Annotated in this window: 28 protein-coding genes; 11 read left to right on the top strand and 17 right to left on the bottom strand. The window is 47.5% G+C overall.

The features are described from left to right. Positions 1 to 74: 74 nt before the first annotated feature. From phnE to IPL83_04205, 3 genes are read right to left on the bottom strand one after another with little or no spacing between them, the layout of a single operon-like run. Complete coding sequence (gene phnE / locus IPL83_04215; GenBank protein MBK9038358.1) at positions 75 to 1,145, bottom strand: phosphonate ABC transporter, permease protein PhnE; 1,071 nt, start codon at positions 1,143 to 1,145, stop codon at positions 75 to 77. Then, positions 1,135 to 1,902 carry a phosphonate ABC transporter ATP-binding protein gene (phnC, locus tag IPL83_04210; GenBank protein ID MBK9038357.1) on the bottom strand — a complete coding sequence of 256 codons (768 nt, stop codon included), beginning with the start codon at positions 1,900 to 1,902 and terminating at the stop codon, positions 1,135 to 1,137. The genes phnE and phnC overlap by 11 nt, the downstream gene beginning before the upstream one ends. Beyond that, positions 1,902 to 2,804, bottom strand: coding sequence for a phosphate/phosphite/phosphonate ABC transporter substrate-binding protein (locus IPL83_04205; GenBank protein MBK9038356.1), 903 nt, complete (start codon positions 2,802 to 2,804; stop codon positions 1,902 to 1,904). The genes phnC and IPL83_04205 overlap by 1 nt, the downstream gene beginning before the upstream one ends. A gap of 201 nt (positions 2,805 to 3,005) precedes the next feature. Between IPL83_04205 and IPL83_04200 the strand changes: the two genes are divergently transcribed. Continuing rightward, on the top strand, positions 3,006 to 4,361 hold the full coding sequence (locus IPL83_04200) for an MATE family efflux transporter (protein MBK9038355.1): 1,356 nt from the start codon (positions 3,006 to 3,008) through the stop codon (positions 4,359 to 4,361). A 123-nt stretch (positions 4,362 to 4,484) separates the two neighbouring features. Then, positions 4,485 to 4,868 (top strand): tellurite resistance TerB family protein, encoded by a 384-nt coding sequence (locus tag IPL83_04195; protein ID MBK9038354.1) that lies wholly within the window; start codon positions 4,485 to 4,487, stop codon positions 4,866 to 4,868. A gap of 28 nt (positions 4,869 to 4,896) precedes the next feature. Here IPL83_04195 and IPL83_04190 read toward each other — a convergent pair whose 3' ends face one another. The 3 genes from IPL83_04190 to IPL83_04180 form a co-directional block, all read right to left on the bottom strand. Next, on the bottom strand, positions 4,897 to 5,040 hold the full coding sequence (locus IPL83_04190; protein MBK9038353.1) for a hypothetical protein: 144 nt from the start codon (positions 5,038 to 5,040) through the stop codon (positions 4,897 to 4,899). 44 nt (positions 5,041 to 5,084) lie between these two features. Beyond that, positions 5,085 to 5,288 carry a hypothetical protein gene (locus IPL83_04185; protein ID MBK9038352.1) on the bottom strand — a complete coding sequence of 68 codons (204 nt, stop codon included), beginning with the start codon at positions 5,286 to 5,288 and terminating at the stop codon, positions 5,085 to 5,087. Between the two features lie 82 nt (positions 5,289 to 5,370). Further along, a complete protein-coding gene (locus IPL83_04180; GenBank protein MBK9038351.1) occupies positions 5,371 to 6,783 on the bottom strand; it encodes a hypothetical protein in 1,413 nt (470 codons plus the stop codon). A 228-nt stretch (positions 6,784 to 7,011) separates the two neighbouring features. Here IPL83_04180 and IPL83_04175 point away from each other — a divergent pair, with 228 nt between their 5' ends. Next, positions 7,012 to 7,455 carry a hypothetical protein gene (locus tag IPL83_04175; GenBank protein ID MBK9038350.1) on the top strand — a complete coding sequence of 148 codons (444 nt, stop codon included), beginning with the start codon at positions 7,012 to 7,014 and terminating at the stop codon, positions 7,453 to 7,455. A gap of 304 nt (positions 7,456 to 7,759) precedes the next feature. Continuing rightward, positions 7,760 to 8,227: a Crp/Fnr family transcriptional regulator gene (locus tag IPL83_04170; GenBank protein MBK9038349.1), complete on the top strand. Its 468-nt coding sequence runs from the start codon at positions 7,760 to 7,762 to the stop codon at positions 8,225 to 8,227. Between the two features lie 19 nt (positions 8,228 to 8,246). On the opposite strand, the gene IPL83_04165 is transcribed toward IPL83_04170, so the two are convergent. From IPL83_04165 to IPL83_04115, 11 genes are all read right to left on the bottom strand, one after another. Next, the gene (locus IPL83_04165) at positions 8,247 to 9,905 is read right to left on the bottom strand and encodes a thiamine pyrophosphate-requiring protein (GenBank protein ID MBK9038348.1); all 1,659 of its coding nucleotides are present in this window, start codon (positions 9,903 to 9,905) and stop codon (positions 8,247 to 8,249) included. Continuing rightward, complete coding sequence (locus IPL83_04160) at positions 9,902 to 10,519, bottom strand: cysteine hydrolase (protein ID MBK9038347.1); 618 nt, start codon at positions 10,517 to 10,519, stop codon at positions 9,902 to 9,904. Before IPL83_04160 ends, IPL83_04165 begins: the two co-directional genes overlap by 4 nt. Next, positions 10,516 to 11,667 carry a cupin domain-containing protein gene (locus tag IPL83_04155; GenBank protein ID MBK9038346.1) on the bottom strand — a complete coding sequence of 384 codons (1,152 nt, stop codon included), beginning with the start codon at positions 11,665 to 11,667 and terminating at the stop codon, positions 10,516 to 10,518. The genes IPL83_04160 and IPL83_04155 overlap by 4 nt, the downstream gene beginning before the upstream one ends. A gap of 28 nt (positions 11,668 to 11,695) precedes the next feature. Continuing rightward, positions 11,696 to 11,962 (bottom strand): hypothetical protein, encoded by a 267-nt coding sequence (locus IPL83_04150; protein MBK9038345.1) that lies wholly within the window; start codon positions 11,960 to 11,962, stop codon positions 11,696 to 11,698. Continuing rightward, on the bottom strand, positions 11,959 to 12,594 hold the full coding sequence (locus tag IPL83_04145) for a GTP cyclohydrolase I (protein MBK9038344.1): 636 nt from the start codon (positions 12,592 to 12,594) through the stop codon (positions 11,959 to 11,961). Before IPL83_04145 ends, IPL83_04150 begins: the two co-directional genes overlap by 4 nt. Positions 12,595 to 12,604: 10 nt before the next feature. Next, positions 12,605 to 13,138 (bottom strand): LOG family protein, encoded by a 534-nt coding sequence (locus tag IPL83_04140; protein ID MBK9038343.1) that lies wholly within the window; start codon positions 13,136 to 13,138, stop codon positions 12,605 to 12,607. Continuing rightward, positions 13,138 to 14,544, bottom strand: a complete 1,407-nt coding sequence (locus tag IPL83_04135; GenBank protein MBK9038342.1) for an amidohydrolase family protein — start codon at positions 14,542 to 14,544, stop codon at positions 13,138 to 13,140. Before IPL83_04135 ends, IPL83_04140 begins: the two co-directional genes overlap by 1 nt. A gap of 144 nt (positions 14,545 to 14,688) precedes the next feature. Beyond that, positions 14,689 to 15,030, bottom strand: coding sequence for a hypothetical protein (locus IPL83_04130; protein ID MBK9038341.1), 342 nt, complete (start codon positions 15,028 to 15,030; stop codon positions 14,689 to 14,691). 111 nt (positions 15,031 to 15,141) lie between these two features. Next, positions 15,142 to 15,978 carry a hypothetical protein gene (locus tag IPL83_04125; protein ID MBK9038340.1) on the bottom strand — a complete coding sequence of 279 codons (837 nt, stop codon included), beginning with the start codon at positions 15,976 to 15,978 and terminating at the stop codon, positions 15,142 to 15,144. A gap of 34 nt (positions 15,979 to 16,012) precedes the next feature. Further along, positions 16,013 to 16,333: a DUF393 domain-containing protein gene (locus tag IPL83_04120; GenBank protein MBK9038339.1), complete on the bottom strand. Its 321-nt coding sequence runs from the start codon at positions 16,331 to 16,333 to the stop codon at positions 16,013 to 16,015. A 417-nt stretch (positions 16,334 to 16,750) separates the two neighbouring features. Then, complete coding sequence (locus IPL83_04115) at positions 16,751 to 17,857, bottom strand: Fic family protein (GenBank protein MBK9038338.1); 1,107 nt, start codon at positions 17,855 to 17,857, stop codon at positions 16,751 to 16,753. Positions 17,858 to 18,351: 494 nt separating this feature from the next. Here IPL83_04115 and IPL83_04110 point away from each other — a divergent pair, with 494 nt between their 5' ends. The 7 genes from IPL83_04110 to IPL83_04080 all read left to right on the top strand — a co-directional run bounded on the left by IPL83_04110 (position 18,352) and on the right by IPL83_04080 (position 22,886). Continuing rightward, positions 18,352 to 18,651 carry a recombinase family protein gene (locus IPL83_04110; GenBank protein MBK9038337.1) on the top strand — a complete coding sequence of 100 codons (300 nt, stop codon included), beginning with the start codon at positions 18,352 to 18,354 and terminating at the stop codon, positions 18,649 to 18,651. 279 nt (positions 18,652 to 18,930) lie between these two features. Beyond that, positions 18,931 to 19,356 (top strand): hypothetical protein, encoded by a 426-nt coding sequence (locus IPL83_04105; GenBank protein ID MBK9038336.1) that lies wholly within the window; start codon positions 18,931 to 18,933, stop codon positions 19,354 to 19,356. A 130-nt stretch (positions 19,357 to 19,486) separates the two neighbouring features. Beyond that, on the top strand, positions 19,487 to 20,092 hold the full coding sequence (locus tag IPL83_04100; GenBank protein MBK9038335.1) for a hypothetical protein: 606 nt from the start codon (positions 19,487 to 19,489) through the stop codon (positions 20,090 to 20,092). Positions 20,093 to 20,647: 555 nt separating this feature from the next. Further along, on the top strand, positions 20,648 to 20,968 hold the full coding sequence (locus tag IPL83_04095; protein MBK9038334.1) for a hypothetical protein: 321 nt from the start codon (positions 20,648 to 20,650) through the stop codon (positions 20,966 to 20,968). Then, positions 20,946 to 21,302: an IS66 family insertion sequence element accessory protein TnpB gene (tnpB, locus tag IPL83_04090; GenBank protein ID MBK9038333.1), complete on the top strand. Its 357-nt coding sequence runs from the start codon at positions 20,946 to 20,948 to the stop codon at positions 21,300 to 21,302. Before IPL83_04095 ends, tnpB begins: the two co-directional genes overlap by 23 nt. Next, complete coding sequence (locus IPL83_04085; protein ID MBK9038332.1) at positions 21,286 to 22,476, top strand: IS66 family transposase; 1,191 nt, start codon at positions 21,286 to 21,288, stop codon at positions 22,474 to 22,476. The genes tnpB and IPL83_04085 overlap by 17 nt, the downstream gene beginning before the upstream one ends. After that, on the top strand, positions 22,449 to 22,886 hold the full coding sequence (locus IPL83_04080; GenBank protein ID MBK9038331.1) for a transposase: 438 nt from the start codon (positions 22,449 to 22,451) through the stop codon (positions 22,884 to 22,886). The genes IPL83_04085 and IPL83_04080 overlap by 28 nt, the downstream gene beginning before the upstream one ends. The last annotated feature ends 7 nt before the right edge of the window (positions 22,887 to 22,893 follow it).

The raw sequence follows: 22,893 nt of genomic DNA, 5'->3' as shown, positions 1-22,893 counted from the left end.
TCCAACCATCCAGAAAGGGATTCTAGCCTATTTTAGGATAAAGATAGAAGTAAAGATACTTCTGAGTTTCCAATTTATTTAAGTGCTTCGCGAATATAAGCAGAGGCTGTGTCCATGAGCCAGACAACAGCGGCAATGACGAGAATGATGCAGCCAACTTCTCGCCACATCGCTTGCCCTTGGTACTTGATCAAAAGTGTTCCAATCCCTCCACCTCCAACCAAGCCAATCACAGTTGCCATTCGAACATTGATATCCCAGCGGTAAATAGTAAATGCGATATAGGGAAGAACAATCTGAGGGACGACCGCAAACCAAATAACTTGAATCGAATTCGCTCCCGTGGAGCGTATGCCATCTATTGGACCCTCGGCAACCCCCTCAACAATCTCCGAATACTGCTTTGTGAGAGAAGCGATGGAATGAATCATCAGAGCCAGCATTCCAGCAAATGGACCCACTCCAACCCAGACAGTAAAAATAATCGCCCAAATTAATGGTTCAACCGAACGCATGACATTGAGAATCGTGCGCAAAGCAAAATAGAGAAAAAAAGCCACTGGATGAATCATGATATTTTTAGCGCAAATAAACGAAAGGAAAAAAGAAATTGGAATAGCAATTGCTGTGCCGAGAAAAGCAATGAATACCGTTTCGATCACTTTAACAATCGCCGTTGGCAGAAGCTCGAGGTTTGCGTTTGCGAGCCCTTTAAAGAGACGCCAAGCCCCGGCCAAACCATCGGGATCAGTCAATTCATATATTGACACCTCAGTGACATTGAAACTCACCAAAAATGTGAGAAAGAGTGTTGCCAGTAGATGAGGTCCCCAGAAAGAGCGAAAAAATGGGATGTCAGTTACAATCTGCTTCCTTTTTGGGTCGGCAAATAAAAATTCACCCAAGCTCACACAATTCATTTTAGCCAACAATGAGGAAACACCAAGCATCAAGCCGCCAACCAAAATAGTTGCAAGAGCCAGGATCCTCATGTGAGTGATCGCCCATTCTTGGTCAATCTCTAGATCGGTAAAACCCATCCACCGGATAATCAGAAAAACTGAATAAATGAGCACCCAAACTGAATAGGTAAAAAACGTCGAATCGAAAATAAGACGTTTAAAACTCTCTGATTTAATTAACATGAACTTCTTTTGCTCCTTCACCATAAATACGAGAAAACCACTGGTCATCAATTTCTTTGGGTGAACCTTGATAGACGAGTTCGCCCCCGCGTAGGGCAATCACGCGGGTTCCATATTCACGCACCAAGCTCAAGAAATGCAGATTACAAACAATTGTAATTCCAAGTTCCCGGTTTACTTTTCTCAAATAATCCATCACAAGATGACAAGTGGCCGGATCAAGGCTCGCCACCGGTTCATCGGCCAGAAGTACTTTCGGGTTCTGGCAGAGGGCTCGGGCAATGGCGACTCGCTGCTGTTGCCCGCCTGACAACTGATCTGCACGAACTTTGGCTTTCTCTTCGATGCCGACGAGCTTCAAATACTTGATTGCATCGGACTTATCTTGACTGCTAAAATTTCCAAATAAACTCGATATCGTAGAAGACGAGCCCAATCGACCCATGAGTACATTGCCCATGACTGTGTGCCGCGGTATCAAGTTGAATTGCTGAAAGATCATGGCGATTTCCCGCCTCAAGTTTCTCAATCGCGTCCCCTTGACAGAATCAATTCGCTCACCGCCGAACCAAATTTCACCTGAAGAAGGATCGTGCAGACGATTGATACAGCGAAGCAATGTCGATTTCCCGGAACCACTCAGGCCGATCACAATGAGAAATTCTCCAGGATAGACATCAAACGAAACATTCTTAAGCGCTGCAACTCCGTTGGGGTAGATCTTCGATAAATTCTTAACTGAGAGAATGGGTTCCATCACTTGACGAGCTCGGAGGCTGATTTTCCCAAGGCCCTGAGAATCTCCCTTGTCTGATCATAGTCCTTATCCACAGCTGGGATCAGCCCATTAACTGAAGATAGCTTTTCCAGAGCATCCTTGCCCTCGGGAGTCTTGGTAAAGACTTGCAAAGCTGAGACCACTTTTTCAACCATCTCCTCGTTTAAATCCTTACGAAAAATAACAGGATCGTTGGGTATAGAAGAAGTCAGTTCAATTATTTTTACTTTCTCCTCGACATCTGGATACTGCGCCACCACGAGGCGACGCGCATCTTGAATTCGGCCCTCGACGGGGGGCGAATAAAAAGTCGCTCCGGCGTCGACTTGGCCCTGGTAGATCATCGACACCACATTGTCATGGCGCATAGCAAACATCGTTTCCTTGGGTTTAATCTTTCTGTCCTTTAAATACTTGAGGGGCAAAAGATACCCAGAAGTTGAGGCGGGATCGACGAAGGCAATTTTCTTCCCTTCCAAGTCCTCCAACTTTTTAATTTTACTATCCGATCTTGCCAAAAACTGTCCTCTATAAGTCGACTCTCCGTAGCGAATTGTCGTCAATCGGGCCCTCGCTCCGTATCGATCGTGGGCCAAAATGTATCCGAATGTATTAACAACGGCCACATCCGCTCGGTTTGTTCCAAAAGCCTCAACCACGGCAATGTAGCTAGGAGGGATCAAGATCTTAAATTTATAGGGGGTATTTGACTCCAGGTACTTCTTGAGAACGTTTGAAGTGTCTTCGATCACTTTTACATCCACAGATGGGACAAAGAAAAATTTAATCGGATTTTCACTTGATCCGAGTTCAGCCCGCTTACGGGTGCAGCCTGAAGCCAATATTCCAAAGACAAGGAGAAAGAGTAGAGGATAGCGCATGATCGCATATTCCAAGATTCTCAAACTAAGGTCTATTAAAAAAAGAAGAACCAATATTATTATTCATTTATTAAGCTGTACGAATCCCCAAATTGATAATTTAATACCAACAAAATTTTTAATGAACCGCAATTGACATTTTTCCATTTTATGATCTCAGTTCAGAAGATCTGAAGAGGATATGAATAGATCGGGGCCCTGATGAAGAAAAATCTCTGGAAACAAGTTATTCAAGTTGCATGGCCTCTCATTATTGCCAATGGTTTTTGGAACCTACAGCTCACTATTGACCGGGTCTATCTAGGATTTCTATCAACAGAATCCCTCGGTGCGGCGATAGCTGTCATGGGAGTATTCTGGGTGCCGATGGCTCTTTTGCAAGGGACTTCAGGATATATTACAACTTTTGTGGCTCAATATTTTGGTGCCAACGAAAGCGAAAAAATTGGAGAAGTGACATGGCAGGCGATTTTTGTCGCTCTCTGTGGCGGCCTTGCCTTTTTGTTCTTGAATCAACTTTCTCCTTGGTTTTATTCTCTTATTGGACATTCCAGACATATGCAAGGTCTCGAAGTTGAGTATTTCAACGCCGTGGCCTATTCAGCTCTTCCCACGGCCTTAGTTGCCGTGATAAGCGGTTTTTTCACGGGTCTGGGTCAGACAAAAAAAATAATTGGCATCAATATGATTGGATTGGCTCTCAACGCCCTCCTTGATTACCTGATTATCTTCGGCAAATTTGGGTTTCCGGCTCTGGGAATCGCTGGCGCTGGCTACGCAACGGCCATCTCCGCTTGGGGGGCCGCTTTCTATGGATTTCATCAAATGTGGAAGGCCGATTTAAATTTTAAGTTGAGAGCCTGCTCTTCCATGCATCCCAATCTTCGACTTCTCAAACAGTTTCTGAAATTCGGTCTTCCCAGTGGCTTGCAATGGGCGTTGGAGGGGCTCGCCTTCACTGTGTTTTTGATTATCATGGGCCGATTGCCAAACGGCGAGGCGGCTCTCGCAAGCAGCAGCATTGCAGTGACAGTTATGATGTTGTCAGTCCTACCCTGTATGGGCGTGGCTCAGGCCGTGATGTCCTTGGTGGGACAAAATCTTGGTGACAAACAGCCGGACAAGGCAGAGGCCATCGCATGGGCTGGAGTTCATGTCTCAATTGTTTATATGTCATTCATTGGATTTACTTTTTTTACCTTCCCGGAATTTTACCTGTCCTGGTTTGCAAACAAAGAAAATCCAAATCTGTGGATGGAAGTCACATCGATGACCCCAGCTCTTTTGAAAATTGTGGCCTGCTTTACCTTGCTAGATAGCATGTACCTAAATATTTCACTCGCTTTGAAAGGGGCAGGTGACACTCGCTTTGTGTCGCTTGTCGCCTTGATCGTTCCTTGGCCATTCATGGTCCTGCCCGCTTATCTGGTCAAAGATTGGAACAATGCCGTGATTTGGGCATGGTGTTTTGCCGCACTGTACTCCATGATCATTGTGGCCATCCTTGTCTTGCGATTCAAGCAGGGTCGCTGGAAGTCGATGAGCGTTATTCATTGAGTTTAAATTTGCGGGCATATATACGGGCATATGTTTTACTTGTATAAATCTTGATTTGTTTTTGTTTTTGTTTTGTTCCGTTCTGTCGTGAAACTGATAAATGATAACCGAGGGCAATAGAGTGTGGACAAAAATAAAGCCGACGAATATTTAAAGGTTTTGGCCAGTGCCTACGTGTGGGTGGCCAGCGCGGATAAAGGGGTCGATATGACCGAAGCGCTCAAGTATGACCATGTGATGATGCAATCTCCATTTGCAACCCAATTTGAAGTTAACAACATCAGGCGATATTTCAGAGACATGGTCACTTTGTTTGCCGATGACTTCGAAGCCGGAATCAAAGTTACCAAAATGAGATTGAATGAAATACGTGGACAGGGACACTTGGCGCAAGAAGTGATAAGAGTCTGTCGAGCCGCCGCAGTGGGCGACGGGAAGCTTGATGATTCAGAGGATATCGTGCTGAACGAAATCACTCATGCACTTGGGATTGAGTCCAATTCTTAATTGGATGGATGATCAATTGGATGTTTTGCTAGTCCCCACGAATGTGCTGCAAACGACAAATCTGCTGTTTGCTCGACTTCTCATTCAAATCTTTTAGAGATCCCTTTCTCACGGCCTCAACAGCCTTTGGATCAACAAGCACCCCCCTGTTTCTTTGTAGGACTGCTGTCATGATATCTGCAGCCTCCCTTTCCACGGACGGTGATCAACTCGTGCTTACCTGTTCGGTATATTGGTTTGATTTCCTAGAATCAACTGTCCAACGACATTCCGAACCGATATGGTTTCCTGAAATATAAAAGAAGGATCACGAACTGCAGATTCATAGCCATTTTTGTGAAAATCAATATACTCCACTTCTTTCGAGTCAACTGACTCACTCATGATAAGTTCAAATCTTCCCTTCTTGCCGGGAGACACAGAGGCTCCCGAATCCCGTCCGAGAACGGACAAAAAACACAGGGGCACGAGACAGAATTATAATCTCCAAACTGTCATTCTCTCACTCCCCACTATTTATGACCATTAGAACTGGCTCGCCATTGCGAGAGTAAAGGATCATATCAATGGCCATTTCATGATCCTCCTCGCTACCATCTTCAGAAGTACGTGGGCTTCTTGGGCGATACACATATTCGTTCTTCCAATAGATAAGATCGGTGGGACCAATTATCCGCTTTCCCCTTGCAAGGTCCGCTAGCATCGCAATCATCAATTTATACTGGGCCGCAATGGGGATGATAGGGACCGGTTTTTTTTCCAAAGTTATCTTTGAGATCTTAGATCCCTCCGGCTCAACAGGCTGAGGAGAACTCGCAGAAGAAGCTGAGGGAGAGGTGGGAGCAGTGGCAGAGCTAAACCTATTGACCAAATATCTCAAGGCGTTGACTGCAATATGACCACCTACCAGAACTGTAGCGGATTCCTGCACTGATAGATGGACCGGAGAGGAGAGGAGCCACGTCAATCCCGCATTTGTAAACAACCAAGACAGACCCCCGTTTACCAAAGATTGAAAATGAGTTATGTCATTTGCGATCTCAAGCATCAGTTCCCCCGGGAAAACCCAGATTGAAAATAATTCTCCAAAGGGTGCAACCAAATATTCCGACAGAGGAAAGGTGAGGATCGGCTCATCTGAGAATAGCCTGATCGAACACAAATTACGATCGCCTTGTCTACAGGATTTGATCTCAAAAAATCCAAGATCCAAACCAAATGCATTTTCACCCTCTTGGTCCGTCCCATAATGACGAGAATCAAGACCTCCGCTTGAGGGAGAATTTTTCAAATGCCTATTGAGAGCCCGGGCCATCGTGACAAGAAAGCTTCGAATCCGATCTTTACCCACATATACCTGTGAGAACTGAGCCCTGCTCTCTCCCTTGCCTTTTAATCCTTTGAGCAGAGTGTATAACTCCCCTGTGCGACCAAGCACATCGGAGCGCCTGGACTTTTCGAGAGAGGGATTCCCATTCATTCTGAGGCCATAGCCAATAGGGCCTTCAGGTGAATCAAGACTCACTGAAATAATTCCTGAATTGCCTGAACCAGATCGACCGTCTGCTGAAGAAAGGCCTTCTTCGGGCAATCCAACCCGGGAATCGAACTCAGCGATAGCTTCGTCTTCCTCTTCATGCTTCGCTTCAAGTCCATTGTACTCACGGGCCAAACGATTGTGTAGCTGCCTCAACTCTATCACAGTTTGACTACCGATACCTGGTGACACGATCAAATTGCGGCAACCACTGCGACCTGATGAACTCGCCAAAGCCGTGAAATGAAAAACCGAAAACAGAACAGGAAGAATAAGAAGAGGATGAAATTTTCTGGGACTTTGGCAAATCACAAGGGTGCCCTTCGCTAGAACTAGAGATTTGGCCTGATAGGTATGCCGCAAGGAGAAAGAATTCAACGAGTTTTCATTTTCTCGCTTTCTCCCTATCTATTTTTCCCTTGGACCTGAATATCTGACAAACCTGTCAAAGAATTTGTCGGTGGACTCTTTGACCCTCCCATATTCCTTTTGCCTCTTCTCCATTCAGAGCGAGTAAACATGGAAACTATACAGCCCCTGATTCTTGCATCTCACCTTTTGCGTGCTCTTCAATACCCGCTGTTTTTATCTTATATGGAGTTTGCAATGAAGGCGATGGTCTTACTTGTATTGCTAGCGGCTTGGACATTTGGCCCATTTGGGCATGCCCAGCCGTTAACTCAGAAGTTCTACATTTTATCGAATCTCGATCGTAGTTTTCTCCAGGAGTTTATTGTACCTAAAATAATGGCTTCTCTGGAACAGGTTCTCGGAAACACTTACAAATGCCAAAACGTGCAAATTCATGCGGCCGTGGCTGGCAGGGGTTCCGATTCAGAGGTCTTTTTCAACCTGAGAGCAAACTGCCCGCCCTCAGTCAGCAATTTTATGATTGGAATCCGCGGGTTTCGAAACACACCAAAGATTCAAAGTAGGACGGCAACTCAAGGAGTTCAATCGGCCCAAATAAGGAAAAACTCGATCGGAATCAATATTGTGATTGCTGAGCCGTCTGGACTGAAGAGACAACATCCTATTCCTCTTTGGTAGATATTAAAACGTCCATCGGGCGGAGAAGGGGTTGATATTGCTGTCATTCATGATAGTTTTTCGCCATGTCTACAAAAAAGTTTGAGTTTTGCGACAGTGGTTGCCTGAGCTGCCCCGTGAACGAATCAAATCCCTTTTTTGTTTTGTCGAACGCAGAACTCCGCGAGCTCAGCTCTAGGATCAAACAATACAGTTTTAAAAAAGGTGAATTCCTCTTCCAATCTGGAGACCCCGTCCAGGGATTTTCTGTATTTCTTCTGGCATAGCGAAAGTCACACAGACTCAGGGGACGCGAGAAGTTGTCGTGCGCCTGGTCACCGATGGAGATTGGGTCGGACATCGCTCCATTTTTACAAGCCAAACCTACAGAGGTTCAGCTCAGGCCAAAGAACTGACTCGTGTCTGCCTTATCTCGACCGAAACGCTGCTTCATTTCTTCAGTTCAAACAAGGATTTTGCCTACCACCTTATCCGCCTGATCGCTCATGATCTAGAAAATGCAGAACGGCGGCTTCTGGAACAGCAAAAATTGAATGTGCCGACCCGATTGATTTCCCTGTTTCGTGTGCTAGACAAAAAATTTGGCATTGAATGCAAAGATGGACGTGCGCTTTCCGCCAAGATCACAAAAGTCGAGCTAGCTGAAATGGTTGGAGCATCTCAAGAAGTCGTTAGCCGTCAACTATCAAAGTGGAAAAAAGAGAACCTTCTCCGAGAACAAGGAAAGAAGATCTTTCTTTCTAACCGCCTGTTAAGTCGTGTTACTCGCTAGATCAACTGCCCTGCCAACTTCAGGAAATATAGGCTTCAGAAAAAATGGCATTGATAATCACAGGCCGACGCTGCTCTCGGCAAAAACCAATCCCCTCTGCAAGGGCCCGATGCAGCTCACGCGGCGTTGTCGCACGAAGCCCAAGCCCAGATACCATCGCCGCGCAGCTTTCAAATTCAGCCTCGTTCCCATAGAATGAAGTCAGGGGCAAATTGCCTGAACTATCTGGGTATAAGTCCCTGACGCTTTTTGCAATTGAATTCATACCACCATTGTTCAGCACCAATATTATAAATGGGGCCCCCAACCGGGCAGAAAGAAGAAGAGTCGGCAAAATGGGAGAGAGATAAAATACGCCATCCCCAATTGATGCGATGACCGTCTTTTTTCGATCGGCAAGACAAAGTCCCAATGCGCAACCGACCCCCCATCCAAGTGGAGATGCAGAACCAGATCGGAAGTAGGTTCCCGGATACCGACACTGCAAATAATCTGGGGCAAGGCCTAACTCGTTGATCAAAACAGTATCTGAATTGAGAAATCCCGAAAGAACAGAAGAAATGGAGTCAGCATTGAGCGTCGACCCATCGAGGGTTTTGCTAACTGTTGCACTTTTCTTCAACGAAATCCAATCTCGTCTGCCGCCAATCAAAGAATTGGTGGCAGCAAAATCACAGAGACCGGCCAGAAAAGATTTTGGACAGGATTGAATAAATAGATCCCCCCTGTGGCTTCTCAATGGGATCGCTTGAAAGAGAGGATCTGGTCCAACATGAACGACTTTTGCCCCTGCGATCGGCCCATTCTCCAGCGGATACCACGGTGACTCTGTGTCGAGTACCAAGACAAGATCTGATTCCTGCAGCGCCTCACTTTGCCGAAAGCCCAAATGATTTGGATGGTCAGCCGGAAAACTCAAATAAAAGTCTTCGGGCGTCAGCACACCTATTTCATGTTTCTCAGAAATCTTGCAAAGAAGACCAACCGCAGACTCATCAGCTCCCAGTCGATTTGTCACAACGAGTGGCCTTTTTGCTATCGCCAACATCTCTTTGATTTGGTCCATGACCTTTGAGTCAGGCATGGGTGGAGCCTGACATCTAACGGATGGCTGATCAGAGAATGACTTGACCTCATCGCTCATCAAGATATCACGAGATACCTTAATGGCCACTGGCCCACGAGGAGCCGACATTGCAATTGCGTGGGCTCGGTCCAATACATCACAAACAGCAGATGGATCAGAGATTTCAGCTTCCCATTTTACATATTCCCGAAACATTGATCCCTGATCTTTGGTATCCTGGGACCAGTGAATGAGTTTATCTCGATGTCCAAAGGTTTTGTGCTCGCTCTGAGAAGTCATTCCCGAAATGAAAAGAATTGGTATGTTCATTCGAGAAGCTCCGATGAGCCCAATCAAGGCATTGGCCGCGCCCACATTGGCATGGGTCATGACCGCCTGAGGCTTCTTCGTAGCAAGATAATAACCATAAGCCATACTGACAGCCTGAAGTTCGTGGGGCGCCAATATGGGCGTAGGAATCGACTCCTTTGACATTTCTTGAAATCCTCGAATCACCGATACAAACTCTGTTCCAGGATTGGCAAAAAAGTAATCAACCCCCAGTTGTTTGAGTCTCGCTAACAGGACCTCTCCCACATTTCTCTGATTCATTGAATGAGGCCCCGAATCTGTTCGAGCGTCAGAACTTCTCCAAAATATGACTCGATGACCGCGAGAGAGCTCTCGTGAAACTCTGGCATTATCCCCGCCACGCAATCCCTGACAACGATGATTTCAAAATCCCGCGCGTAGGCGTCACGAACGGTACTTTCGATACAAAACTCAGTGTTGCAGCCGGAGATAAATAAGAATCTCGTACCAAGCATCCTTAGTTTTGTTTCAAGATTCGTATTGTAGAATACGGAAGCCCTATGTTTTTGAACAATATGATCTTCTTGTCTCATCGCTGCCTTTAAGGGCGCAAAAATTTCGGTTTCCCAAGTCCCTCGAAGACAAGGTAAGAATCCCTGCTTGATTGAGTGCGGACGTATGACCCTCTTCTCCCGAGTCTTGTCATCCAAAAAATGTTCCTGTTGGCTCCAAATGATCGGAATAACTGCTGATGAGAAAAGATCAATAAGTTTTAAGATCGAAGGGACAATTTCTCGCTGCTTTTTTGTTCCCGCGAAACTCTGTCCCATTCTGCTCTCAGAGTGCACGAAGCCATTCTGCATATCGACAATCAGAAGCGCCGCCTCCATTTTTGGAATCGATAAAGTGGTCATCGCTCGAATGGATCCAATAAGTTAGTCCAACCACTATCAAGAATTTCTCCTTCCTTGTTCTTTCGCTGCTCCCTGAAAAGATTCATTTTTTGAATGAGCGGAAGATCACTGATCGAATGAAGGAAACAGCCCCTGTCGCTCTCAAAGGAATGCCAGTGCCAGCTCGGAATCACGAAAATATCCTTTGGCCCAAACTCAAACACTTTCTCCTCAATACAAACTTTACCTTCTCCCTCTGCGCAAACATAAATGAACGCCCCCGTGTGGCGATGACTGAGGGTGTGTTCATCGGGACGAATCCACTGTGTGTGCACAGAAACTGTTTGTCCCACCGCGCGACTCCTGTCTCTGCTCTGTAGCTCAAGGCGGATTCCATCGTAGCTGGAACCTCTTTCTTCTGCCAGAGACAGCAAAGAGCCTTTTGCTTCTTCCCAAGAGAGGTGGGCAAAATCGTTCGGATCTCTTTTCCATTTCGGTTTAAACGCAAGCTTTAGGTTCGAATTTGTGTAAATTTCATTTTGGAGATTTGAAGGAAGCGGTGGCTGACTCACCTTATCCTGACTCCCTGTTACTGTCTCATAATCAAAATCCCAACAAGACGTGCCCGTGAAAAAGAGCAGCGGAATATCGAGGACATCCAGAAAAATAAAATCATCGTTTCCTTCGTTAGAGTGGTCGTGCCAGGGAAACTGACCCGTGTGGACAATATCGCCAGGCTTGACATGCACCCGTTCTCCAGCAACTGTGGTCCACCCCCCGCTGCCCTCTAATATGAATCGAGTTGCACAGGGTGTATGGCGATGACTGGGAGCTGCCTCGCCTGGGCGGATCAATTGAAGATCGCCGAATAGGGTCCCAGACATGGTAAAATCCCCGTTTGCTCCCGGATTTGAAAGTGCGAGGACGCGACGGTCATATTTTGTGGAGCCATGACCAAGTCCAATCATTTCTCCACATTGGACGATCAAAGGACGCACTTCCTCCCAGCGCCAGAGATGGGGCTTCATTCGATTCTTCGGCTCATAGGGCCAGTAGGGCCTTGTGACAAAATCCTTTCCATCGTCATATGAATACCCTTCGAGAAGCTCTTTGCTTCTGAGCTTCTTGTGGAACTCTTCCCTTCTCGCGTGAATTTCACTTTTTGCCATTTCCAGTCCTCCCTTTCTCGTGCCTAGCTTAGAGTAATAACTTCTCTATAAAGGTTCGGGTCAGCTCTTCCTTCTTTATTCTCAGATCACTGGGATCAACCCCAGCCTGCCGCAGATCCTTGATACGATTTGTGCAGGCCTCGATCGCCAGCATCGCCACTTCATCTCTTTGAACGGCTCCTTCAACACAGGCCTGCTCAATCGCTGCCCAGGCTTGAATGGGTCCATGCAAATGAACCGTGCAACCCTGAACCGCCTGACGAAGTCTCGCTGCAAGCAAATCCCTCTGACTCATACAGCTCCAAACACTGGTCGTTTCCCGTAGGCCGTAGACAAAAATTCACGGCGAAAGGGATCCTCTTTGAGGCACCCTCGAAATCCTTGAACTGTGACTATTTCCTGGGATGGAGCATTTGCTTTGCAAGACAGACATGTGTGCATTGACTGCAAAATCAAAGCGCATCCTTTGGGTTCCAAAACCTTCTCCACCACATCAAGAGTCTGTTTTAAAAGTCTTTCGTTCAATTGCGGCTGTCGGGCCAAGTAGTTGAGTCCCTTCTTTATTTTTGAATAACCCGTGATCTTTTCGTTGGGAACGTAGGAAAAATGAGCAACTCCAAAAGCTGGAGCCAAGTGATGCTCACAAAGACTCACATAATGGCAATCCGTCACAACCACCAAATCCTCCATGAGTTTATTTCCATCAGTGTCTCGATTCGGGAAACACTTCCACGGAATTTCAATATCACACCAAGGAGCATTGATGATGTCTTGATACATTTCTGCAATCCTTCTTGGTGTGTTTTCCATGATCTCCTTTTTATGCTCTTGCCCGAGACCAATGAGGAGACGCCGTATTCCATCTTCTATATCGTTTAAGGCCACAGGTTTTGGGGGCAAGGACTCTCCCGCAGAGTATTCCTTCATAGATCTCTCCTCACTTCAGTTTGTGATTTGTATTTGGATTCAATTTCATTTTTTCATCAACGAGCTTCTTAAGTTCTCGAAACAGAAGATCCTCATTGGGAAAAGGGACAGCCCGTACTCCCTCGATCTCCCAGCTTCCCCACGAGATGACCGGACGATCAAAATCAAGAGCAAAGCAGAGCTCTTCAAGAGTTCCTGTTCCACCGGGAAGGGCCAGCATAAAATCACAGGCGCTTGCCATCAGGACATTTCGCGCAATCCCAATTCCCGATGGCAGCACTAAATCCAAAAATCGGTTGCCATCATCGTGATGATTGCTCGGAAGAATTCCAATTGTTTCGCCACCCGCAATTTTAGCCCCCTCCGCCGCCCGCTCCATGACGCCGCCAAGCCCTCCTGTTAAAACAGTCAAGCCCATCTCGGCAGCAATTCGCCCAGCTGCCATGGCGGCATTGGAAAGTTCCAAGGTATAACGAGGACTGGACTCCTTGCGACCCGTGATCGCAATAACCAATTTGCGACTGCCAAAGCGAAGAGTATCCACTATCGCTCCTCCCTCTCTAGAAATCTGCCCTGCGGTCTCTCCGCGACGATTTCACCGTTTTCAGCAACCACTTGCCCGCGAAGAATTGTCATAACCGGCAAACCACGAACTTTCTTCCCCTCCCAAATCGAGTAGTCGGAACGGCCACGCATTCTTTCAAGTCCAAGCTCAGTCTCCTTTTCCAAATCGATGACGACAAAATCGGCATCGTAACCTGGGCTGATCTGCCCCTTTCTGTGACCAGCCCCAAAATACCTCGCTGGGTTCTCTGAAAGGGCCTTGGCCATAGTGACTAAATCAAGCTTCCCTTTCTGAAAACCCTCGGTCAGAAGAAGTGGGAGCGTGTCAATGGTTTGGATGTTTAAGCCTGGCCTGGAATTCCAAAAGGACTGCTCGCTTTTATATTTTGAGGTGTAAGGGATGGTGTCAGTTCCAACGGAAGTAACAGATCCCTCCCTCAGCGCCCGCCAAAGGCGATCTTGATCCTCTTGAAACCGGATCGGAGGCTGGATTTTGGCTTTGAGCCCACAGCCACACTCGTGTCGATCTTGCGCTGTGGTCGACAGAAAGCAAGCGAGCGTTTCCCCTAAGATAACATGACCACGGGACCGCAAATATTCAATCATGTCTACCGTTGGTGCCCGCGAGATATGAACGACATAGAGAGGAACTCTGAGTTCGTTCGCAATTTCTCCGTAAAGAGCAACTTGAACGGCTTCGGACCACTGGGGACTGTGCTCGGCCCAGGCGATTAAATCTTCCCGCCCCGCATCTTTCAAGCGCTGTGCGAGCATTCTCCGCACATGTGGTTCTTCGGCATGAATCATAAGGAGCGCCTTGAGATCCGTTTTCGCCACCTGCTCGCAGGCACGATAGAACATATCGGGCGGGACACCATCTCGATTCATGCCCATTCTCTCAGCTTGATCGAGACAATATCCACAATAAAATTTGAAAGAGAGAACTCCTTCCCGAATTGCTCCCGGAATTTGCTCCACATGTTCATCTGTCAGCACAACGCTCGTCACTCTGAAATCGCACCAAGAATTGGACTGACCAGCCCTTTTTGTTTTGCTGATGTTATCTAGAAGCGGCTCACGAGTCAGCACAGTCGTTGTGGCCATCGCGGTGACACCACCGATCAGAAAATCGCGCGTGTCTTTAGCAAAGCTCTCGGCCATGTACTCGTAAGTCCGCTCATCTCCACTTCCTAGGTGACAATGAGGGTCAAACAATCCAGGAAAAAGCGTCTTCCCCTCAAGGTCGATTTCCCGAAGAGAGCCCCCAATGCTGCTTGCACTCTCTGCCACAGCAACAATTTTCTCGTTTTTTACACCAACCGATCCATTGCAAATTAAGCCGACCGGCGTAACCACCTGAGCATTTTTAAGAACCAAATCAAACATTGAATCCCCCGCGAACAACTATGAAAACTCACTGTCAGGGAGCAGACAAGGACTAAGGTGATTGTGAAATATGATTTAAATCATACTTTTGAGAGAGTCGAATCAACGTACCGGGAATATTCCTCCCGATGTGCGTTTTCAGCCTTATTGAAGGTAGGGTAGTCGCGTATTCTGAATTCCAAAGTTAATAATCCTCCACGATCGCCAGCAGCTCGAATGGTGGGAATCGGAGAATTCTCCATAGGGCGGCTCAATGTTGGAGTCGATGTCGGCCCGGCATCTGGCAGAATCTGTGGCCGGAACCTGTAACGCGGATTGAATACCCGCTGCATACTTTCGGTGGTCCACCTTGAGGTGTCTGAGAATAGTTGCAGCCGCTTCATCTGCCTGATCCTCACCAGAGTACCAACGAACAGCGCTGAATCTCTCGCGCGTAAAAATCTGATTCATCTCGTTGTGCGCAAGCCGTGAAGCTTCAATGATCAATCGAAAATCAGGAGTGGCCGCATTTATGTCGAGACTCGGAGAGATACGGGAAAAGATTTGAGCGGCTTGATACAGCTGACCTCCCAGTCTATATTTCCTACGATGGAGGAATTACTCATTGAGTTCCGGCTGCTTCAAAATACATTCGCCAATCTTTTCAATAAGAGCACTTGAGCGCTCTCTGACATTTGCTGCAACGACTGGAGTCGACAGATCAAATCCCCACAGATAATACGAATAGTTCTCCATGATTCTCCGAGTCGAACTCTCTAATTCAGCAAGCAAAATCGGTCCGCAGTCATCCTTTCCCTTCTCTTTAATCAGCTCGATGACAAACCGTATGTCATCGCTCAATAATCCCCCTAGTGGGAGACCGTTCAATACGGAATGACTATGTCCACCAGCCATTGTGGCCAAGAACATCCATCGAGAAAACGAATCCTCAGTTTCAGATGTAACAGACTGGCCAAGTCTAAGGATTGGGCGCAACGATTTTCCGTCAACATCTTGATGCCAAAAGAGAATATGCGCCATTTCGTGTGCGACAATACCTAGCTGTGTTTCTTTGTCTATCCCGACTAGGTTTACGAGACCTTCGGTCATAGCCAACATGCCCTGGCGGGGTCCATCCATGCGGGGCATGAAAGCAAAGGATTCAAAAGGGGTTTGGCTTTCAATGAGAATAACTATTGGCTTTTGTTTGTTTTGCATGAACGTCGGATAAAGTGCTTTGTAGGCAGAATAAACTTCCTCACCTACTTGGTTAGCTTGCTGAAGGAGGCTTGCATTTTTGGAAATCAATCCCCCGAATCGCGCAACAAAATGGGCTTCGGCAACGGCGCGGTTCTCCCACGTATGGTGAGCGTCATCGGCGTCGGCAGGAAATGCCGCCAAGCTGGTTGCAAGAACGAGCGACGCAAAGAGCCTTACCGTCGATAGGATTGACATCTAGCCTCCTGTAAAATGGCCCTGAGCTGCATTATTAGGAATATATCCCAGGTAGCTTGATCAGGAACGCCACAGGTTTGTACATCGGCATACGGCTCCAAATATGAGCAAATGCGTCGACCCCTTTTGCAATCCTACCGTCGGGGGTAAGTACATGCATGTGGAGCTGGACCTCCTCGGGCGTAAGCCCGTAGGTCTTGGCATCAAACGTCGGAGAATAGATGTCCACCAGATCAAAAATCTCAGGATTTTTGCGTTTGTAATAGCTGATTTCCATGTCGCAAACAATGCAAGCGCCATCAAAAAATATTTTGGACTTTGTCGTACTCTGAGTGGTCATGGTTTGTTTTATCATGACTGAGCCCTCCTCAATGATTGTTTCTTCGGAAAAGGATGCACATATGGAAAAAATGGACCAGTTGACGCAGATCGATTTTCGGATTTGGGTAATGGCTAAAACCAGCAATGTCTTCGGTTGCCCAGTCTCATAAAATTTCGTGGGCGCCTGCCTATTTCAAAAAGTTGCTGCCGTTCCTTGAGTCGAATTGATTCATAGACCCTTTCGATTAATTCTCTATAAGTAAACCTTTTCTGCTGTTTTGTTTCAAAATATCCGTTCTAACGCAGGGATATTATCTACCATTGTTTGGTTTATATCAGCCACTTTCTGGTCGATAATGGAGCTCTCGTAGGAACACCCATAGGTTCAAGAAGTTAGCGGAGGTCCCTCCGTGGGTCGCCCAGGCAGTGAAATCGCCGCAACCCGGTCAGCTCAAGACCGCATTCGGTACCTCATGCCGCGTCCCACGCCTTCTTTTTCAAGATGGCCATCAGCCACCAGGTTTTTGAAATGCACTTTCACCGTATTGCGGTTGGCCCCGGTAGCGGTTACTGCTTCGCCAATAGATGTAGCGCCTCGGCCTTTGATAAACTCAATAATTAGCAATGAAAGAGGCGGAAGCTTAGCCGCTGCCAGCTCGTGTTTCATCTTCGCTTCGAGTGCGACCTTTTGTCTCTGCATGGACTTCAAGAAAAATGTGAGCCAGTCAAATAGACCGCCCGGCTTAGTTTTGCTTTTCGTTTTTATTTCGGATTCCTCTAACTCCGCCTGTCCACGGCGTAGAGCCAAATAGTAAACCTCTTTGTTTTCCTCGATCACTCTTTCAAAGGAGCTATAAGGCACGTAGCTATAACCCGATTGCAACAGCAATAAAGTGGTCAGCGCCCGCGACAGACGGCCATTGCCATCTTGAAACGGATGGATGTGCAGGAACACGACAACAAACACGGCCACCACCAAAAGCGGGTGTAACTCTTTGCGAGTGATCTGTGAGTTAGTCCAATCCACCAACTCTTTCATGAGTGCTGGTGTATCAAAAGGCGTTGCCGTCTGAAAGATGACTCCCTTGCTTTTGCGGTCGGGGCCAAAGGCTTCAACGCTGTTGGCGAACTTCTTGTATTCGCCACGGTGGCGGTCATCTTTGGTGCTATATTTAAGCAAAACACTATGCAGCTGTTTGATGTAGTTTTCTGTCAGCGGAATGACTTTGTAGGAAGCAAAGATCATCTCCATCAGCTCTGCGTAGCCGCCAACCTCTTGCTCGTCGCGAGAACGGAAGGAATAAGTTTTGATCCCGCGAAGCAAACCCTCGACTTCGGAGTTGGTGAGCTTCACTCCTTCGATTCGGGTGCTGGATCCAACGGATTCAATAGTGGCCACCTGGCGAAGTGCCGCCAGCCGATCTGGCGCAAGCGTTTGCGTGGTGGCCCAGCGGCCTTTGAACTCATCAATTTCCGCGATGAAATTTGTGATTTCTTTCGGTATTAGGTCTAATTTAGATACTCTCATACACCTATAAAAATACCCATAAATACCCATAAAGTACAGAAAATTAGCTATTTATGGGTATATATGGATGAAAATATGGGTATTGCCTGGATAAAGGCCTATGCAGGTTGGTCCTTATCCTCCAAGTGGCGGATGGCGGGAAAGTGGCGGACAAGTCCGTAGTTCAACACGCGCCAGCCCCTGGTATTCAGGAAACTCTTCAAACACGTATTGCTAGCAACACCTTTCGTAGGACAAAAATAGGAAAATCCCGAAATCTCACGACTGACTGGGAAAACCCGAAGGTGTTATCTCCTTGATACTACTTGCTTCTAAATCCTTAATTTTCATTTGCATTCCTATTTTTTATTGAATCGAGGGCTCTAAAAATGGGGCCGCCGGGCATCGGTAAACCCTGAAAGTCGTCCTCCCCTTGAGGTTCCTAAATTCATTCACCATTTGGGCATTCCACCCTATAGAAGAAAGGACTTCCTTTATCAAAAATAGTCGTCGAAGTGAAGTCGGCGAAGGAAATCGCGACCGAATTGGCGTCCTCCCGTAGCGTCGTTCTCAAGTACCTCAAGCGATTTGAAATTCCGCTGCGCTCAACCGATGTTAAAACAAAATCGCAGACCGGATACGGGGAGGTATGGCGGGACCGGCAGGTGAAACGAAATCTTGGCGAGGTTGCGGCGATCGCCAAAATGCGGGTGCCAATAACGCAGGGGCTTTCATACTGGAAGATCACGGCGGTTCTCAACACGATGGGGGTTCCAACCAAAACTGGCAGGGCTAAGTGGTCAGCCAAGACCGCGCATAAAATCTTAACGAGAATTGCGCTATAGCGTGCGCATGCGACACTGGCTATCATTGACCATGGTCAACTTTGAAAGGAATTTCTAATGTCCAACGCCCTCTCGCCCGAACGCCTTTAGGACCTGAGAGAAGCCTATGTTGCAAATCCATCGGTTCGTGCCGCCGCGAAACAGGCCGGGGTATCACGACAGACGGTTCGACGCTATTTAGAACAGGAAGGGTGGGACAAAAGCATTGAGCGCCGTTATGAACGCGCAGGGGCGCTGAACCACTGCCCGGTTGCTATCACGCCAGCGAGTTACAAGGCGATGGACTGGACTTTCCTCAATAAACTCATTGAGAAGACTAAGCTGACTGGGGAAAACCTCCATTTTGAAAAACATATTCCTCCGCTCGTCGTCGAACTCGCTTCCGAACTTGGAGTAGCACGATGTGCAAGCGATCTACTTCGTCTTGAAATGGCGGTCATGGAATACCTCTCTTATTGTCGCTTTATGTTGATGACCGTCCGTGCTGAGGAATGCACCTATAAGTCGATGGACCAGTGCGCTCGAACCGTCGAACGCTGGCGTAACATCGCCGACCGTTCACTCACCCAGGTGAGGCAGATTTTTCGTGAGCTTGAAATCAAAAATCGGAAGGTACAGCCGCCCAGCGCTGGGAACTTTTTCGTCGGCCCGACTCAAATAAACTTGAGTCCGACAGATCTCCCCCCGCAACCGCCGATCAGGTAATTCGACACTAAACACTAAGTTGGCCATTGATAGATTTTTTACATCATCCCAAATTTTTCATTTCTAATATGCCGCATTATCGTGTTATCAACATGGCGCTTGGCTCGAATCTAATACAAAGGACGCTGGGATGTACAAGTCATTGGTGTTGTCTGCTTTTATCTTATCCGCAAATGCGATGGCCGCTTCGATTCCATCGAATCTTCCCGATGGCAAGTATACGACGGAGTGCCAGAATATAACAGTTGAAAAATATGATCCCCCGGCGCCCGGTTTAACGGACCACCCGGTGCCAAAAGGAACAGATTCAAACGGCATCACCCGGCGTGTACAATATCAAACCGGCACAAGCCTGTACATCACGTCCGGGGATTCAACCACAATCAAAGAAGTTTACTCAATTCAAAGCGACGATTATTCGGCGGATACTGAGGATTTGACTCAAAAAACTGTGAAGGCGGTTGGCGACAATCAGTTTGAAGAAAGCGCCACTGTGACGAGCACAACGACCACAAAAGATAACGGCGATATCAAAGGCAAAACATTCACCGACTCTTACAGTTGGAAACGCACTCTCGCGGTCCAAGACAACTTTGAAGTCAATGTGAAGTCCAAAAACGGTGACGAACCTGAAACTCCGGGACGTGGCGAATCGCTAGTCACGAAAACAGTGACGGTTCATACACTGTTTTTGGCTACATTCGGGAAGGCATTCACAGAGATGGTAAGGACCTAAAAAATGGCGCTTACACCCTCGGGAAATTTGTTTATCAGTCCGATTCGATCTGTAGATACACGCCATCAAAATGAACTCACCAATATCCGCAAACTGAATTTTGGTATCGAATCTGCTTGGTGTAATAGTAAAAAATAAGAGTATGCAAAACTGCCTGTTTGTAAATACCTGTCGCTGCAGCCATGAGCTGCGGCTCTTCTCGGTTCGTGGTGGAACGCATTGCGGAACAGCAGTGACTTCGGAGTGCGTCAATTTTGCCTAACTTGGGTTCTGGTCTAGGTCGCACCGCTTGTACTCAAGCGGGCGAAAAAGGGATTCAGAGCCGTCTCAGATCTTCTTAGAATTTTGGTTGTCGAGACTAAATCTTAAAAAGGAGAGACGGATGAATCCCAGTTGGGAAAGTACCCAGAATTTTATCCTTTTGCCAGAACTGAAAATGTTAACTCACTGGCAGAGTCACAAGTTCAGGACTCATTACAAGGTAAGCGCTCCATAAACCCTATTTTTGTGATTTGAACTTTCCACATATATTGCTCAACAACCAAGGAGGCTTGAGTGGAAAATTCTGATCAAAGATTAAAAACCAAAGAATATTGGCAAACTAAAATCAGGGAGGCAGAAAATTTCTCTGGCTCCGAGACCGAGTTCTGTCGGCAAGAGGGACTGAACAACACCACGTTCAAGAACTGGAAGTATCGACTATCCAAGGGAAGCAAGAGAGGGAGTGTTGGACGCCGAAAGCCGGTGAGCTCTGCTTTTGTGCCAGTGGAAATTCAGAAACCAAGAGCGGTTCGTTCGCTCCCTGACGCACAATGGGTGGCTGAGCTGATCTTTATCTGCAGGGAGGTACTAGGTGAAATCTCCCAGTCAATTTGAGGGTGTTTTTCTGCATCGAGATCCTGTCGATTTGCGCCGTGGGATTCCGGGATTGAGTCAGATTGTGGAGAGTGCCCAGATGGGAAAGTTGAACGGGAAAAATCTTTTCGTGTTCTGTGGTCGACGACGGCACACGATCAAGATTCTGTATTTTGATCGAAGTGGGTTCTGTCTATGGCAAAAGCAATTGGATGTGGAAAAGTTCCCATGGCCGAGGAAATCTTTGCAGGAAGTAGTCCACATATCCACAGAGCAATTGAGCTGGCTTCTGGAAGGTTATGATGTTTGGAAAATGAAGCCATTTTCAGAAATAAATTTTGAAAGAGTCTGTTGATCTTTCGAAGAAAATGTTGAAGAGTCCGCGCATGCAGGCGCGAGAGCTATTTTCAAAACAAGAAGAGTTGTCCTCAGAGAATGAAGGCCTGAGAGCGCGTGCTCGTCTTGATGAAGAGAAGATCAAGTTCCTGCAAAGTGAGGTCACTTGGTTGCATGAGCAGATCCGTTCTCTCAAACGAGCGCAGTTTGGTAGAAAGTCGGAGTCTTGGGTGTCGCCCGAACAGAGGGTTCTCTACAACGAAGTGGAACTTGAAGTCTCCAAAGGGACACCCGAAGAGGATGAGGCGCAGGTCGAGGTCACGGTTCCTTCGCATAAGAGGCAGCGGGGTCATCGTCGTCCAATCCCCGAGAACCTTGAGCGGGAAGTGGTGAAGATCGAGCTTCCAGAAAACGAGCGTTTTTCTGAAGAGGGGCAACCTCTCAAGGTGATTGGCTGGGAGTTCTCGGAGAAGCTCAAGTATGAGCCAGCTAAAGTCAGTGTGATCCGCTATGAGCGGGCCAAGTATGGAGTGGATAGCGGGGACTATGTGAAGACCGCTCCGCCAGTGCCTTGCGTGATCCCTAAGGGGATTGCCACTCCCGAGTTGCTTGCCGCCATTATCACCTCCAAATATTGCGATGGACTTCCGCTGTATCGGATTGAGGAGATCATGGAGCGTCAGGGAGTTGATCTTCCCCGCAGCACGATGGCCCGCTGGGTGGTGCAAGTGGCGCAGGCTCTCGTGCCTGTCTGGAATGTTCTTTCAGACCGGCTGATAACCTCTTTTTATGTGGCCGTGGATGAGACGCAAGTGCAGGTTCTCAAAGAGAATGGCAGGAAGGCCGAAGACAAATCATGGATGTGGGTGAGGAGTACGCCCTACGGGGACAAGAAGATTGTTCTGTTTGATTACCGCATATCCCGGAGCCAGGAAGCGGCCAGGCAGCTTCTGGACGGAATTACAGGATATCTGCAATGTGACGGATTGAATGCCTATGATGTGTTGGAAAAACAAGAGGGCGTGATCCGCATAGGATGTGGGATGCACTCCCGCAGGAAATTTGAATCCGCCACAGTGGATGGGGCTAAGTCCGGCCGAAGCCTTGGAGAGGCAGGACTTGGTTACTTAAAAAACTGTATGATCTGGAAGAAAAAATCGGCGAGATGCCGCCTGAGGAGCGGTACCGCCTGAGGCTGGAAATAGCTGAGCCCATTTGGAAAGAGATGAAGGAGTGGGCTGAAAGGCATCAGCCAAAGGTTCCAGTAAAAAGCAAGATCGGAGGGGCCCTCCGCTACTTTTTGAATGAGTATGAGTACCTGACAGGCTACCTCAAGGATGGGCGTCTGGAGGCGGACAATGGCTTTACGGAGAGAGCGATCCGCAAGTATGCCATCGGCAGGAATGCGTGGCTGTTTTCCGACACACCCGCGGGGGCCGAGGCCAGCAGTGTCATGTACAGCTTCACGGTAACAGCCAAAATCAATGGGGTGAATCCCTACGCGGCCATGGTTCGAATGCTCACTGAGCTACCACTGGCCAAATCCCTAGAAGACTTCGAGCGCCTCGCTGAGATCATTTTATCACCTGATTCTCGAGCCTGAAAAATAC

The sequence above is a fragment of the Bdellovibrionales bacterium genome, assembly GCA_016716765.1.
Lineage (GTDB): Bacteria > Bdellovibrionota > Bdellovibrionia > Bdellovibrionales > UBA1609 > JADJVA01.
Note: the sequence above shows the minus strand (reverse complement) of the source record. Positions and strands in the feature narration are given on the sequence as shown.